This window comes from Ruegeria sp. BG6, assembly GCF_056538465.1.
The window spans coordinates 199,096-213,471 of record NZ_JBQFTB010000003.1 but is presented as its reverse complement, the minus strand read 5'-3'; the positions used below and the strand labels follow the sequence as shown (position 1 = coordinate 213,471).

At 54.8% G+C, this 14,376-nt stretch carries 12 protein-coding genes; 6 read left to right on the top strand and 6 right to left on the bottom strand.

Going from position 1 to position 14,376, the window contains the following annotated elements; translation table 11 throughout:
• Window positions 1-10: 10 nt before the first annotated feature.
• Window positions 11-931 carry a LysR substrate-binding domain-containing protein gene (locus ACR0JW_RS08025; RefSeq protein WP_170678038.1) on the bottom strand — a complete coding sequence of 307 codons (921 nt, stop codon included), beginning with the start codon at window positions 929-931 and terminating at the stop codon, window positions 11-13.
• A 132-nt stretch (window positions 932-1,063) separates the two neighbouring features.
• Between ACR0JW_RS08025 and ACR0JW_RS08020 the strand changes: the two genes are divergently transcribed.
• The 5 genes from ACR0JW_RS08020 (at window position 1,064) to ACR0JW_RS08000 (ending at window position 8,488) form a co-directional block, all read left to right on the top strand.
• Entirely contained in the window at window positions 1,064-2,221 is a 1,158-nt protein-coding gene (locus ACR0JW_RS08020) for an SRPBCC family protein (protein ID WP_170678036.1), read from the top strand.
• Window positions 2,222-2,228: 7 nt separating this feature from the next.
• Window positions 2,229-3,350, top strand: coding sequence for an aromatic ring-hydroxylating oxygenase subunit alpha (locus ACR0JW_RS08015; protein WP_480713794.1), 1,122 nt, complete (start codon window positions 2,229-2,231; stop codon window positions 3,348-3,350).
• 334 nt (window positions 3,351-3,684) lie between these two features.
• Window positions 3,685-5,784, top strand: a complete 2,100-nt coding sequence (locus ACR0JW_RS08010) for a DUF3604 domain-containing protein (protein ID WP_480713793.1) — start codon at window positions 3,685-3,687, stop codon at window positions 5,782-5,784.
• Between the two features lie 923 nt (window positions 5,785-6,707).
• Window positions 6,708-7,127, top strand: coding sequence for a hypothetical protein (locus ACR0JW_RS08005; RefSeq protein ID WP_170678032.1), 420 nt, complete (start codon window positions 6,708-6,710; stop codon window positions 7,125-7,127).
• Window positions 7,128-7,543: 416 nt separating this feature from the next.
• Complete coding sequence (locus ACR0JW_RS08000; RefSeq protein WP_480713792.1) at window positions 7,544-8,488, top strand: hypothetical protein; 945 nt, start codon at window positions 7,544-7,546, stop codon at window positions 8,486-8,488.
• A 199-nt stretch (window positions 8,489-8,687) separates the two neighbouring features.
• Here ACR0JW_RS08000 and ACR0JW_RS07995 read toward each other — a convergent pair whose 3' ends face one another.
• The 4 genes from ACR0JW_RS07995 to ACR0JW_RS07980 all read right to left on the bottom strand — a co-directional run bounded on the left by ACR0JW_RS07995 (window position 8,688) and on the right by ACR0JW_RS07980 (window position 12,387).
• Complete coding sequence (locus tag ACR0JW_RS07995; protein ID WP_170678028.1) at window positions 8,688-9,578, bottom strand: DUF2950 family protein; 891 nt, start codon at window positions 9,576-9,578, stop codon at window positions 8,688-8,690.
• 1 nt (window position 9,579) lies between these two features.
• Window positions 9,580-10,917: a DUF3300 domain-containing protein gene (locus ACR0JW_RS07990; RefSeq protein WP_170678026.1), complete on the bottom strand. Its 1,338-nt coding sequence runs from the start codon at window positions 10,915-10,917 to the stop codon at window positions 9,580-9,582.
• Window positions 10,918-11,371: 454 nt separating this feature from the next.
• Window positions 11,372-11,551 carry a hypothetical protein gene (locus tag ACR0JW_RS07985; protein WP_170678024.1) on the bottom strand — a complete coding sequence of 60 codons (180 nt, stop codon included), beginning with the start codon at window positions 11,549-11,551 and terminating at the stop codon, window positions 11,372-11,374.
• A complete protein-coding gene (locus ACR0JW_RS07980; RefSeq protein WP_170678022.1) occupies window positions 11,548-12,387 on the bottom strand; it encodes a PhzF family phenazine biosynthesis protein in 840 nt (279 codons plus the stop codon). The genes ACR0JW_RS07985 and ACR0JW_RS07980 overlap by 4 nt, the downstream gene beginning before the upstream one ends.
• Before the next feature lie 122 nt (window positions 12,388-12,509).
• Between ACR0JW_RS07980 and ACR0JW_RS07975 the strand changes: the two genes are divergently transcribed.
• Window positions 12,510-12,956 carry an Lrp/AsnC family transcriptional regulator gene (locus ACR0JW_RS07975; RefSeq protein ID WP_170678019.1) on the top strand — a complete coding sequence of 149 codons (447 nt, stop codon included), beginning with the start codon at window positions 12,510-12,512 and terminating at the stop codon, window positions 12,954-12,956.
• 147 nt (window positions 12,957-13,103) lie between these two features.
• Here ACR0JW_RS07975 and ACR0JW_RS07970 read toward each other — a convergent pair whose 3' ends face one another.
• Complete coding sequence (locus ACR0JW_RS07970) at window positions 13,104-14,279, bottom strand: S41 family peptidase (RefSeq protein WP_480713791.1); 1,176 nt, start codon at window positions 14,277-14,279, stop codon at window positions 13,104-13,106.
• Window positions 14,280-14,376: the final 97 nt, after the last annotated feature.

The window sequence follows — 14,376 nt, the reverse complement described above, 5'->3', positions numbered from 1 at the left end:
AGCACTTTGCTCAATAAGTTTGGTCCTCAGAACGGCCACCAAAGTGCTCACTCGCAAGTGCCTGAAAACCCCTGATGAACTTGCTCTGAAGATCTCTGTGATACGCAAGTACAACGTTTAGGGGACGCAGGGTTTCGACCAACTGCAGCGCTTTTATCGTGCCTCCGCTATATGTCGTCGTCGACTCGGGCAGCATTATCAAAAACGAGAACCCGAATTCCTCAGCTACGGCGCTGCGCACGGTTTCAAGCGAATTTGATGCATAGGCTATGTCTGGATAAAGAGCCGCCTCTCTCAGCAAATCTTCGAAATAGGTCCGGCTGCCTGGCCCGTCGAACATGACATATGGAATATCGCGCAAGTCAGATAACCGAACCTCTTCATTTTGTGCCAGCGGATGGTTTGAAGAAATAATAACTTTCGGCTGCAAAGCGGCCAGTCTGACGATCTCCAGCCCATCCAGTGACCAGCCCCTGTCGTATGTCAGAGCCAGATCAATCTCTCCGTTTCGCAGCGCATCACCAAGTTCAGCCAGACCATACTCTTGTTGAAACACCCGGACATCCGGATAGGTGCGTTGAAATTTTCGAATGAGCGTCGGTAGGAAAAAGGGTGAAAGGGTTCGAAATGCGCCCAGCCGAAGTTCGCCCGCCGTTTCCGAAAGCAGTGCCTTTGCCTGAGTGCCGACACGTTCAGCCTGCGCTTCAAGTTCCTTGACATGTTCCAGAAACAGGCGCCCCTGAAGCGTGAGCGACAAGCCCCGGGCATGGTGGCGATCGAACAGGACCAACCCGGTGACATCCTCAAGCTTTTGTATCGCCTGCGCGACCGAAGGCTGCGAAATGTTCAACACACGCGCGGCCTGTGCAATGCCGCCGCATTCGGCGACGGTTCGAAAATAGGTGCATTGGCGCAAAGTAAAGCGAACCATATTTTACCTTCTTAAAGGCTATTTTTTTTAAGTTTTTATATTTTTCAGTTCGAGTGCAACATGAAATCGCCCGAGGATGACAGGCTGTCTTGGCCTGCAAATCGGGGTCACCGCATGATTGAGGAGCCACCTATGTCGTTGGACCAGGCAGTTACTGAACTGTTGAATGCCGCTCATCGGCCGATGGAAGACGCGGTTGCCATGCCTCCGTCTGTCTACACAAGTCAGGATTTCCTGCGCAGTGAGTTGGATAATGTTTTTGGCAAGGATTGGGTCTGCGTTGGACGTTCCAGCCGATTGGCAAACCCCGGTGACTACATTGCCCTTGAAGTCGCGGAACAACCCATCGTCGTGCTTCGGGACAAGTCCGAAGGGCTGAAAGCGTTTTCGAATGTCTGTCTGCACCGCATGTCGACGATCGTGGAAGGCGAAGGGAACGCCCGCGTTCTGGTCTGCCCGTATCATGCCTGGACCTACGATCTGGAAGGCAACTTGCGCGGCGCACCGTTCATGAAAGAGACGACGGGTTTTTGCAAGGAAAGCTACAAGCTGCCCAAAATCCGCTGCGAGGAATGGCTGGGCTGGATTTACGTGACCCTGAACCCGGATTCAGCCCCGGTGGCCCAGCAACTGTCCGAACTGGAAGAGATGGTGTCCCAGTACGGCATGGAGAACTATGTCGAGTGCTTCCGCGAGACCCATGTCTGGGACACAAACTGGAAAGTTCTGGCCGAGAACTTTATGGAGAGCTACCACTTGCCTGTGTGTCACGCCCAGACGGTTGGTGGACATTCAAAACTGGAGGAGATGGATTGTCCGCCGGGGCTGAAGCACTTCAATTATCACTGGATCACCAAAGAGGCGTCGCTGCCGATGGGCAACGCCCATCCGAACAACACGCGCCTTGAGGGCGATTGGCGCAAGACCACCGCTCTGCTGACGCTTTATCCAAGTCACCTGATCACTCTGACGCCGGGATACTTCTGGTATCTTTCGCTGCACCCGAAAGGCACGGGTCAGGTATCGATTGTCTATGGCGGCGGTTTGTCTCCCGAATTCATGGCGGACCCAAGGGCGGATGAATATATCGCGACACTGAAGAAGCTGCTGGATGACGTGAATGACGAAGACCGCGGCTGTACGGAAAAAGTGTTCAAAGGTCTGAACTCCGGCGCGGCGCGGGCCGGACATCTCTCTTACCTCGAACGACCGATTTACGACTTCACGCAGTATCTGGCCGAGAAGACGGCCGGGTTCAACCGCGTCTTCGGACAGGAGGCCGCGCAGTAAAATGCAAATGGTTCGAAAGCAGCGGGTCGCAGAAATGGTGGGAATGCTCCATCAGGTCGCGGCCCTGCCAGAGTCGCAAGCGCAGTGCTTGCCCGGATGGTTTTACACGGACCCCGAGTTCTTTGATTTCGAGGTGAAAACATTCCTGAGCAAGGAGTGGCATTGCCTTGGCCGTGCCGACGAAATCCCAAGTGCCGGGGACTATTTTACAGCGCAGCTTTTCGACGAACCCTTGCTGGTCGTTCGCGGGGATGACGAGCAAATCAGGGTTTTGTCGAACCTGTGTCGCCATCGGGGCATGCCGATTGCCGAAGGGTCTGGTTCAACCCGAAAGTTTGTCTGCAGCTACCATGCCTGGAGCTATGCGCGAGACGGTGAGCTTTTGAACGCGCCGCGCATGCGTGACAAAGGCGTCAAAAAGGGCAGTTGCGCCTTACCAGAGTTTCGCTGTGAGCAGTGGAACGGCTTTATCTATGTCAATCTGGACGATGATGCAGAGCCGCTGGCGCCGCGACTTGAGCAACTGGAAGTTTTGCTTGGCAACTATCAGACAGACAGGATGCGCCATGTCGCAACGTTTGAAGAAGACTGGCACACGAACTGGAAGTGCCTTGTCGAGAATTTCATGGAAGCGTACCACTTGTCGGTCGTGCATCCGGAAACGTTGCATCCCTACACTCCGACCGGTTTAAGCCGAAAGGCCTTATCCGACGACACGTTCACGGCTTATTGCGCCAACTACCCATCAAGCGCTGAATCCCGTGGCATGGGCGCACCAGGGCTGAGCGACGACGAACGGCGCCGCTCAACCTTGTTCAATGTCTTCCCTGCTCAGGTGGCCAGCCAGGCCGCGACATTGCTAGTTTCTTTGTCCATCAAACCTTTGTCCGTGGATTGCATCCGGGTGCGATGGACGATGTCGACCTATGGCGACGAGCTGACCCAGGATGAGTTGGAAGAACGCATCAAGCTATGGCACGAGGTAAATCGCGAGGACCGCGAGAAGCTGGAGAAAATGCAGTCGGCGCTCAGTTCGCGCCATGCGCCTTCCGGCCACCTCGCGCCTAGCGACTATGAAGGAACGATATGGGACTTTTATCGTTACCTGTCGCGACAATTCCCTGCATGAACAGGATGATGGCAAACAAATAACGGGATCGACCAATTTGGACCGGTCCCGTTACGGCCAGAGCCCCTGTCTATTAATCGGAGCCAAGCCAAGGAAAATCAGAGAGAGGTTTTGCCGGAAGAGCTTGGGTTGAGGCGGGCAGGGGACATTCGCAGCCTCGGTTTGTGATCAAGCGATCTCCATTCAAGTACCTTAAAACCAGTTTAAGCACCATCTGCCACGAGACAGTGCGAGTTCCCGGTCAAGTATTCCAATGCATCGCAGGGTTTGGTCGGTGTCTTTTGAAGTTCGCAGTAGTCAATGTGGCCAAGTGCTTGGTTAATAGGTTGACCGGATGGCAAAGCAGGGCCCTGATATCTTACCCGAGTTTTGGCATTGCGTAGCAGCACAAACCACTCTGCATTTCCCTAATCAGCCCACGAGTACGGCTGCCGGGCGGTTCACCCTTCCCACCCGTATATTTGATTTTTTGCATGTTTTTTCCTACACTCCGGCTTTAGTTTTCTGTCTGGGGGCAGTCATGAGGACTCATTTTCAACCCAAGTTATCTTTCAAAGCCACTACCGCGCTGGCGGTGTTATTTGGGACACAAGCAATAGGCTTCGAAGGCGAAGTACCTCCGGATACTGTAGTTCCCACGCAGACCTACTCTCCATTTGTTGACCGTTCTTATCCCGATAAGGTTCTCTTCGGGGATCTGCATTTCCACACAGAAATCTCTTTCGACGCGGGTCTTGTTGGGACCTCATTGAATATTCATGACGCGTTTCGTGTAGCCAGAGGGGAGAGGATAACCTCAAACACTGGGCAACCAGTGCAACTCATCAGGCCTCTTGATTTCCTCGCCATCACCGAACACGCAGAAATGTTGGGCCTTGCAACCGCCGTTCGCGCAGCAGACCCTCGGCTCTTGGCTGACGAGTGGGGACGCCTGACCTATGAAAGGTTCAATTCCGGGCAGGAAGGTCGGATGGAGGCTTTTGCCGACATCATCGAAATCGCATCAATCGAAGGCCGAGATCCGACAGCTGGCCTGGATTTGGACGGCGACCTCTGGCAGCAGATTGTGGAAACAGTCGACGGTTACTACGAACCCGGAGTGTTCACGTCGCTGGCGGGATACGAGTGGACATCGACACCACGAGGCAACAATCTTCACCGCGTAGTAATTTTCGGCGACGGTGCCGATAAGACCAGTCGAACTCGACCATATTCATTCTTTGAAAGTGAAGATCCCGAGCCCCTATGGGATTATCTGGCTGCCTACGAAGAGGCGACGGGTGGTAACGTGATTTCCGTTCCTCACAACGGCAATGTCTCCAATGGAATAATGTTCGCACCTACCAAGTTTGACGGCACGCCCATGGATGCGGAATACGCCGCCAAACGTATCCGCTGGGAGCCCATGCACGAAGTAACCCAGATCAAGGGTGATGAGGAAACGCACCCCTATCTGTCACCTGATGATGAATTTGCAGACTTCGAAACGTGGGACGTTGCAAATATCTCGGGTACGGTCGCAAAGACGCCTGAAATGCTGCGCTATGAATATGGACGCTCCGCCTTGAAGGTCGGGCTTGAGGTTCAGCGGGAGACCGGCATAAACCCGTTCAAGTTCGGGTTCTACGGTACGACCGACACGCACACCGCGCTCCCGACGACGCGTGAAGACAACTACTTCGGAAAATACCAACATACAGAGCCTTCAGCGAACCGCCACAACTTCGATGTAATCCCGGCCGAAGACCCGGCATTGCGTATCATTACGGCGCAAGAGTCGGCTGCCGGCCTTACCGCTGTTTGGGCCCGCGAAAACACGCGTGAAGAAGTCCACGGTGCCATCAAGCGCAAGGAAGCCTACGCGACGACCGGGCCAAGAATGCGAGTCCGGGTCTTTGGCGGCTGGGGTTTCGATGCCGATGATCTGTACGCCTCGGATTTTGTTTCCAACGGGTATCAGAACGGCGTGCCAATGGGCGGGGACCTGAAGAACGCACCTGAAGGGGTTTCGCCCAGCTTCTTAATCCAAGCACTGCGCGACCCGGATGGAGCTAACCTTGACCGTGTCCAAATCATCAAAGGCTGGATCGACCAGAGTGGCGAAACCCATGAACGGGTTTTTGACGTATCCGTCTCGGGTGACCGAGAGATCGGAGAGGATGGTCGCGCGCGCGAACCGGTGGGCTCGACGGTAGACTTTGAAAACGCAACCTACCGCAACTCCATCGGCTCTGTGGAGCTCGCCGCTTACTGGCAAGATCCAGATTTTGCCCCGAATAACGACGCATTTTATTACGTAAGAGTAATCGAAATTCCAAAGCCACGTTGGACGACTATAGACGCAGCTTTCTATGATATTCCGCTGCCTGAGGCTGTTCCGGCAGAAGTTCAGGACCGTGCTTACACATCGCCGATTTGGTACAGCGCCGATTAGTGATTTTTTTTGGCAAGGCCGATCATCTACCGTATGGTTTTCAAATTGTCACGACGGGGCGGGCTTTCTAATGGCTGAACCGCCCCAAATTCGCGATTGCACCTGCTGACCTGTTTAGTGGGTCAAACGCGTTCGGTCTGGGGCAAGCGCGACGGTGCACCTTAAACACGGGCAATGACCACTTTTGGCGCTTCAAGTCCGGTTGAAAATTTGCAGCAATCTGCACTTTGAGCTCAACGCAATCTTTCTCGCGAAGGTCTTCAGATTGGCCGTTCCGGTTGCCGACAGCCTGCTCGCAAGAGCAAAACAGGCGAGCGATCCCGCCACAAAACGTCTGCGTGTGAAACCTGGCACCAACACTACCGACATAGATCCGACTTCCTGTCGGAGCTAAGATGTCATAATGAATGTCAAAATTAAACTCTGATGACAATTTCATGGTCGGGTTTGATACGGTTCAGAGCGCTAACTGAGCCTTGTAGTGAAGGTGCATCTGAAAGAGCAGGATTTGCCAACCTTTAGTGCTCGATTGGGCCTGCTTGGTGCAACTGGTAGACAAAACAGTTTGATGCACTGACCCCGACCTGAGAGGTGAGAGCCTATGTGTCACCCAGCGCCGGATCAAGACATCGCGGTTAACGAGTGCGCCCGATCAACTCCGTTCCACCGCAATTAGTGATCAATACACCATCTTCACGTTTATTGTTGTCCAGATGAGGTTAAATCAGAGTGCTCAGCTGGTTCGTCGACCTTAGGGGGGAGGAACACTGTCCCCAAATGTTTGCATTAATTACAGTAAGTTATCAATTTGATAGCAGCTTTACCCCGTTGCCCTCTTTTGAATGTGAATTGATTTACTTTCGCGAGGGCGATGTTCTGGCAGTGTTGTCGTGTGTATATTTTTTTGTGTGGTGTGTAATCAGATGTACTTGGCCAAATTCGAAGAACAGTTCTGTATTGTCAGCGACATCCGCAAGGATGAGTTTTCCCGCAAGTTCCCTTTGCTCGACATGGGCGCGGTACACGCGCAGTGGAAGACAGGCTCGCGGCTGATCACGCGGATTGGCGACATCTGGAAGCGAAGCGGAAAGGTTTTCTCCGTTCCATATGAAGGTATTGACGCGTATCCATCTTTTCAGTTTGCCGAAGATGGTACTCCGTTTCCGTTGATGGAAGATGTTTTGAAGGCGCTGCCCGTTGAAATGACCCCGTGGCAATGCGCGTTGTGGATGACCTCGCCCAAAAGTGAGCTGGGAGGCGAAGTTCCGGTCAGCTGTATTCAGTCTGGAGATGACCGTGTGGTCGACGTGGCAAGAAGTGCCACCGCAAACCGTCTCAACTAAACGACTGGCTTTTAGGACGTACGGTTAATCAGAGAACCGTTTGCCAGGTTCGAATGTCATTCAAATTGCGGCAAGGCAGTTTGATCAGCCTCAAAGTCACTCTGTCGCCCTTTTCGCCAAGCCGCGCCGCCAAGGTGGTTTCGGAAGCCTGTGAAGACATAGCCCCGAGATCTGCCCTAAATTCTAGACGGGCACTTCCAGATCAGCAGCCGTCAACGCATGAACCTCAGTGTTTTGGATAATGAACTGCCAAGAGACCCCTCATTGCAAAAGTGGGATTTGCGGCAACAGGCGCCCTCCGTCGTTCCTTCGACAGACATCCCTGCACGCTAAAATTGTGGTAGGTTGGTCACGAGGACATACTGGCAGGAGGTTTTCCGTTGAAACCGATATCGCTCCGTCTTGCAGTCACGTTCATGACAATTGCCGTCTCGGCAGGTTCGCTGCCTGATCAAGTTAAGGCGTTGTCATCGGATATCCCCGCTTGGTTGCAAAAGCATGTGGGCACGGGCGGTGGCCAAATAGCTCCGATCGTCCTGAAAAGGGCGCGGGATTTGTATCAGGAAAAAGTGCGGCAGGGCGTGGTCAGAAACCCTTGCTATCTTGCAAAGGATGCAACCCGGCCCAGTACCGCGCGAAACGGCAATCCGGGACGTCGGTTTTATGTCATCTGCGAGTCTCGGAAATCTTTCCAGGCCGTCTCGTCCGGCTACGGGAATGGGCGAAAACTGCAACGCGCCAATTTCTCGAACGGTCGGCAATGCGCGAAGAATTTCAGCAACGCTGAAGGGTCGAAACTAACCGCTGGCGGATCCTACGTGACCGCCGAGACACGAACATCCTTCAAAGGCTATTACAGTCATTCCGGTCAGACGAAACCGTTCTATCGGACGTTTCTTTTGTTTGATGGCGAAGGCGAAACGAGCAACGCACGGGAGCGCGCAATTGGCGGACATCCTGCCGTTTTCCTGAAGTGGCAATGCCGGTTCAAAAATCCGCAAAGCTCTCATGCAGATGATGATGGCTATGTCCCATACGGAAGGCTCGTGAACTATACCGGGGGCCGCAGCAACGGGTGCACGACATGGTCGCAATCCGCCTCGAAAGAGATTCTGGCCCTGGTGGAAGGGAACCCGACAACCCTCTACATCTATCCGGAAGGCAAAGACATAAACGCCGTCGCAAAGGCGGTCAAAAAGGGCAAATCGTTATCAGGGGCAGGGGTTTACTGGAACGCCGCCTGCTTACAGGCAATTGGTGCTCCGAAGTTCTGGCCCAAGCGCAGCCTCCAACCCATCATAAACCAATGGAGGGACTCATTGCCCAAGCAACCTCCATTGGAGTTGCCGATCTGCAAGTAAGGCGGGCAGGGCGAAGGCACCGATACATTGGTTTCGCAGGACAGCGCTGCCGTGCGCGATCCTTTCCTGTGTTTTCGATATGGCCCAGTTGGAGCAAGCCCGTCGTGTAACGCCATCCCGTCGGCATGGTCGCCCACTTTGGGCGACCATCAATTACCATTCGCTTTGCTGCCGCGGGAAGTGCGTCGGAGATCGGCGGCTACTCGACTGGCGACCAGTCCGGGCCGGGATCGTAGATGTTGATATCGGCAGTGGCATCGAGTGTCTCGGGGCCGAAATCGGCCTCGTAAACGATACCGTTTTCACCGACGATGAAGGAATGGATGCCTGTTTCTCCGTAATCCGAAGGCACTGCAAGCAAGGCATGTCCGGCCACGAAGCGATCCCCGACAAAGTACGAGTAGGCTCCACCAGCCGCGTTCGCCCCCTGCTCGTGAAGGATGGTGAAGTAATAGCCGAGGAATGGTTCCGCCTCATAGTCGGTCTCACCGTCGCTCCACCCCGAGGCGGCGGCTCGGGCAAGTGCCGCGCCGACAAAGCTGTCGTCTTCGGGCCAGAATAGTCCGTTTCGCTCGCCCGGGTCGGAAATGATCGTCTGCGCAAATTCCATGACGCCATCGCCGTTGTGATCCACCAGCCGGAATGCCGCCTGTAGGTCGACATAAGCCTCCAGCAAATCAATCACTTCCAGCTCGTTTAAGCCGATTTCCCGGGCCGAGAGTTCTTCGATCCCGGCTTCCAGGTCAAAACGCCAGCCGTCTTCCCCGCGCAGGATTGGGATAGGGAAGGGCCAACTGTCTTCACCCAGCAGAAGAACAACTCCATCATCTTCTGGCTGAAAGCGGTACCCCTCGGCGTACATGCCAAGAACTTCCTGCCTTCTTTGCTGGTCTTCTGCCGGATCTCCCGATCCGACCAAATCTTCGGCTTCCGGTCCGAAAATTTCAAGCAACTTACTCTGATCATTGGCCTTCAGAGCATCTGCGAACGCGTCCAGCGCGCTTTGCGGAGTATCAAACCGGGCGCCGTCAGACAGCGCGACGCCTGCGGTCGCAACGAGCAAAACAACTGAAAATACCGATATACGCATCTTACCGTCTCCGCTTGCCTTTGGCGGCGTGCCCTCGCTTGGACGCGCTGTGAGTTCTGCTTCCGGACGCCTTTTTCTTCATCGCTTGCCCCCTGGACGCACTGGGTTTGCGCTGCGCCGTTGCGGCCTTCTTCGCCTGCGGTTTTCTGGCTGTCTGCGGTTTTTGTGCGACAGGCCGTTTCGCCGCATCGGGTCGTTTGGTCCGATCAACGGCCTGTTGTTTTGCAGCGGCCTTGTCCCGGTCGACGTTGCCCCGGTTTATCTGCGGCAACGGTTTTTTCCCACCGCTCCGATTTGCCAGAGCACCACCGGCCACGGCCCCTGCACCTGCGCCAGCCGCAACGGCAGCCGCCGCACGGTCGCGGCTGATGTCCGCGGCGCCGGACTCGCGGCTCAGTTTTGACCGCAATTCATCCGTGCGACCCTCGGGGCGGTTGACCGGCAAATTGCCGCGACCCCCTTCTGGTCTTTTGTGATTGGCGATTTTGTCTCGGGCTTGCTGCTGACGGCCAGGATCGGGTTTCCATCCGATATCCGTGCGGTTGCCCAGATCAATGTTGTTGCCGATGTTGACGTTTCCATCGACGTCAATGTCGATGTTCGGGTTTCTGTAAATCGGGCCACCGCCCCAGCCACCGCAGTTCCGGCACCCCCAATAGCCATACCAATCGTCGTCGTCGTCAAAAATCTCGTCGATCAGGGCGACGGTGCCAAATGTCAGCAGGGCCGCGCCTGCAACGTCCCCCACCGACGGTCCCGTATAGACGGTCTCAGGGTTATACTGCGGGACGTATACGGTTTCCGGCTCTGTCGGTGTAATGACAACCGTGTCTTCTTCCGTCACCTCGACAGTTTGCGCGGGCCCGGACACAAGCGCTCCGCTGTCAATCGCCTGGTCCCGCATGACTTGAACCGCATCCAGCACATCATCGGACTGGGCCAGCATGGCTGTTCCCACCGTCTCGGTCCAATCGACATGGGTGGCCATCTGACCGACGACTTCGGGAAACGCTGTCGCCAACACACTGACCGAAGGATCCCAGCCCATGGCTTCAATTTCCGGACCAAGCTCGGAGGCGTCTCGGTCGGCGTTGTCCAGCAAATACCGTTCGGCCTTCACGATCTCCAATGGCTGCGTGGCCGCAACCAGAACCTGTATCAGCAGCGTGTCAGGGTAAAGTGCGACCGGAGCGACCAAGGTCTGCAACTCAGCATCAGTCAGAAGATCGGACGAAGTCGCCGCGGCGTTTTCCGTCGCAGCAGCGTCATCGGATGCCTCTTGTGCGAACAAGGTCGTAGATGCGCAAATACCGAGCGCAAACATTAGATATCTAAACATATTGCGATCCTTCAATTTCTTGAAGGATCACCCAAGACCGCGATTCTGGCAACCGGGCGGTCTTACAGACATTTGTTTGAGACAAAACCGTCTTTGGCGGCATGGACCGAAGCATTTGCTTCGCGCAACTAGACTGGCTTGGGCTTGGTCGGATTTTTGGCTGCCAGAAACTGATTTTTGGCGAGGGCGATTTTTGGCTGGCCGCCAGACTTGTTGTCTAGCCCTTGTCACCGTCTCAAAGTCATCGTTCAACACGGCCCTGTTGGGTGGGAACAGACCTGGAGTACACGACTGACTGGCGTGTTGGATCTCAAGGTCTGCCTTTGACCAGAAATTACTAGCCATCCGCAAGTATCGATCATTTTTGTGGTGGAAACTACTGAGACCCCCGCTGGTCCAGACAATTGTTGCGCCTGAACCGAGGGGAGTACGGAACGCTGTACGATGAAAATGGTTAACCTGATATGGTTGCCATTCCGCAAATGCGCGATTGCTCGGACGTCGTGGTCGTGACCTTTCCGTCCGGGATGTTGAAAACGGTGACGGCCTCTGAATAGCCGGTCAACATGGGCACCACGACCATTCGAGTATGAACGCCAAAATGGGTTTGGTTTTCTCTCACCAGTTCGTTCACGTGATGTCCCGTGTGCCGCCAGAAACCCGCACCGATGCACCTTTCGTGTCATCCAGCGAGACTTTGATAAGGGACGGGCTGCCCATGTCTTCGCCCTGGCGAATGGTGAACCTGCCGCCGTGACGCCATTGGCGGTCGCGCAGGTAACCGGCAAAGGCTGCTGCAGCGGCTCCTGTTGCCGGATCTTCCAGGACGCCCCCCGAAGCGAAAGCGTTTCGCACCACGAAGGATTGGTTTGCCTCGATGTGGACCAACATCACCGTCACCAGATCATGCTTTCGCATCACGGCGCGCCCCATGTCCAGATCGTAATCCATTGCCGCCAGTCGCGCGCGATCCTTGAGCGGCAGCACGATGTGGTTGGCACCGCCGTGGATATGTGCAGGTGGAAGCCGCGGATCGAGCTCTTCCGATGTCAAACCAAACAGCGCCATTACGTCTTGTTCTTCCCGTTCGGTCATCTCACGGCTTCTTGTGGGCGGTGACGACAGTGTTGCCATCATCCCATCGGAAGTGGCCTCGGCATCCACGGAAATCGTAGCGTCGTTCAGAACGAGCGTGTAGGTGCCAGCCCCGTTTCGCTCTCCCAAAGCCGCGCCGAGGGCGATTGTGGCGTGACCGCAGAATGGCACTTCGGATTCCGGCGAGAAATAACGCACACGCCATGTTTTGCCTTCTGCGTCCTGCGCTGTGGCAAATGCGGTTTCCGAATACCCGACTTCGGCCGCGACCTTTGCCATCTCGTCTTCGCTGACCGTGTTCTGCAACAGGACCACTCCTGCGGGGTTTCCGCCTTCTGATCCCTGACTAAAAGCTGCAATTCGTTGAATATCCATCTGTATCTCCTGTTTTTCTGAACAGGAATCTAGCTGACCAACGATGGGGTTGTCCCCGCAGCGTCGATTGCGGTTCAGGCTAAACTCTTTCGTTTCATTGCTCGTTGCGATAAAGTTCCTTCATGTCGAAAGAACTGGATCAGACAGACTGTCAGATTGTTGAGATCCTCGAATCTCGTGGCCGTACCAGTCTTGCTGACATTGGCAAGGAAGTGGGCCTTTCGGGCCCTGCGGTTGGTGAAAGGTTGCGTGGCTTGCTGGAAAACGGCTTCGTTACCGGCTTTGGTGCGCGGATAAATCTTCGCAGCTTTGGTTACGCAATTCAGGCGCTTGTGAGGATCAAGCCGCGCAGCGGTCAGCTTCATATCGTCGAAAGAATGATCGAAGACCAACCCCGCTTTATGTCCTGCGACCGGGTCACCGGCGACGATTGTTATGTCGCCCGGCTGTTGTTGAAAGATGTGGCCGAGTTGGATGAGATTCTTCTGCCCTTCCATGACAGGGCGGAAACCAACACTTCCATCGTGAAGTCTTTCGTTTTCGAACCCAGGCTGCCCCCTCTGGATTAGTCGGCCATCGAGGTCAAAATCGCCGGTTCGGAAGCTTGGCGACCAGTCATTTCCTGAACGCCCTGACCTCTTTTTAATGTCGATGGCTTTCCAGACAATGACACATATCGGCCGTGCGGCCGCAATGCGGAAGAAGCGGTCGTTCGTCTAATCGCTCATGCTTTTGAGAACTCGTTGATAGAACGAGCCTGGTGTATCCTTACCACTAGGTCTTACGACCCACTCCCGGTCCAAGTTCAGTGCTCCTACAGGTACGATATTCCGCGCGATCTCGGGCGGTGTGGTTTCATCAGACGTTCCGTTCTTCCAGTCGTGATAGGCTGATGAGTATCGAACGACCGCTCCGCTAGTCGGCAAATCGAGCAACCCGCCCTCGGCAAAGAACACCAACCCGTCGCCCATTTCCTCCCCAATGAGTTTGAGCCTATTTCCCAACCGATGTTTAAGGATGGCTACGAACACTATCGCTGCGGAAAACGTGAATTTATCGACAAGTACAACAATCTGCTTACTTGCGCTTTGCGAGATCGCGTCGATTAAGGGCATCGTTAGAAGAAAATCGCCGCCGGTGTTTCCGCGAACGTCAATCAAGAGTGTTTTGTTCGAGCAGGCACGCACGCGTTCCACTGCCGCTGAGATAGCTTTGGGCAGCGCACTTTCGCTCGGATCAAAGAAACTTGGCAACGCTATTAATAGCCCCAGATCTTGCCAGTCCCTAATCTCCACAAAGGTTTCGGTTTCCCAGGCCGGATCAGCCTTGCCATGCTCGTTTCTCGGGTAGAGCATCGATCCAGGGACAGTATTTCCATTTGCCACTTTCAGATTGGTTATCTGCCCATTTTCGTCCTTCACGCGATACTCGGCCGAACCGTCGTTTGACGAAAAACCTAAACGTGTCAAAGCGTACGGCCAAGCCAGGAGAATCGGTCCGATGACCCGTTTCCTTTGGCACGTTCCCGCCAGAAATTTCTGCGCAGTGGCTTCGATTTGGCTCACAGCCGCACCGTTGACTGCTATCAACTCTCCTTGCGGTGCAATTACCCCTGGTGCCGCCCCAATGACTTGCACCGAACGCCCCACGCTCACGAACCTCAGCGGTAGCACCGAGATTGCATCATTCGGGATCAGCCGTGTGTGCCCATTGTCGGGAAGTGCCAATAGACGCATCGCGGACAACAGAAATGCTTCAATGGAGTCCTCCAAAGCGTATTGTCGGCAGTCATTAACGCAGTTGTCTATGACGGCCTTCTCGACCCGCCGAAAGCTGGGATCGGTTGGCAGGGCGGTTTCTAGAATTTGCTTCAGGTCTTCCGTCAGCGACATGGTTCACAGTGGGCATAGCCGCTCGTCAATGTCCAGATTGGGCTCGGTGCAGACGTTCGCCGAATTCCATCGAATGTCTACTTTACGGACAAAACGG

Coding starts and splice junctions, on each gene's coding strand:
- ACR0JW_RS08025 (WP_170678038.1), bottom strand. CDS start 931: ATGGTTCGCTTTACTTTGCGCCAATGCACCTATTTTCGAACCGTCGCC.
- ACR0JW_RS08020 (WP_170678036.1), top strand. CDS start 1,064: ATGTCGTTGGACCAGGCAGTTACTGAACTGTTGAATGCCGCTCATCGG.
- ACR0JW_RS08015 (WP_480713794.1), top strand. CDS start 2,229: ATGGTTCGAAAGCAGCGGGTCGCAGAAATGGTGGGAATGCTCCATCAG.
- ACR0JW_RS08010 (WP_480713793.1), top strand. CDS start 3,685: ATGGCAAAGCAGGGCCCTGATATCTTACCCGAGTTTTGGCATTGCGTA.
- ACR0JW_RS08005 (WP_170678032.1), top strand. CDS start 6,708: ATGTACTTGGCCAAATTCGAAGAACAGTTCTGTATTGTCAGCGACATC.
- ACR0JW_RS08000 (WP_480713792.1), top strand. CDS start 7,544: ATGACAATTGCCGTCTCGGCAGGTTCGCTGCCTGATCAAGTTAAGGCG.
- ACR0JW_RS07995 (WP_170678028.1), bottom strand. CDS start 9,578: ATGCGTATATCGGTATTTTCAGTTGTTTTGCTCGTTGCGACCGCAGGC.
- ACR0JW_RS07990 (WP_170678026.1), bottom strand. CDS start 10,917: ATGTTTAGATATCTAATGTTTGCGCTCGGTATTTGCGCATCTACGACC.
- ACR0JW_RS07980 (WP_170678022.1), bottom strand. CDS start 12,387: ATGGATATTCAACGAATTGCAGCTTTTAGTCAGGGATCAGAAGGCGGA.
- ACR0JW_RS07975 (WP_170678019.1), top strand. CDS start 12,510: ATGTCGAAAGAACTGGATCAGACAGACTGTCAGATTGTTGAGATCCTC.
- ACR0JW_RS07970 (WP_480713791.1), bottom strand. CDS start 14,279: ATGTCGCTGACGGAAGACCTGAAGCAAATTCTAGAAACCGCCCTGCCA.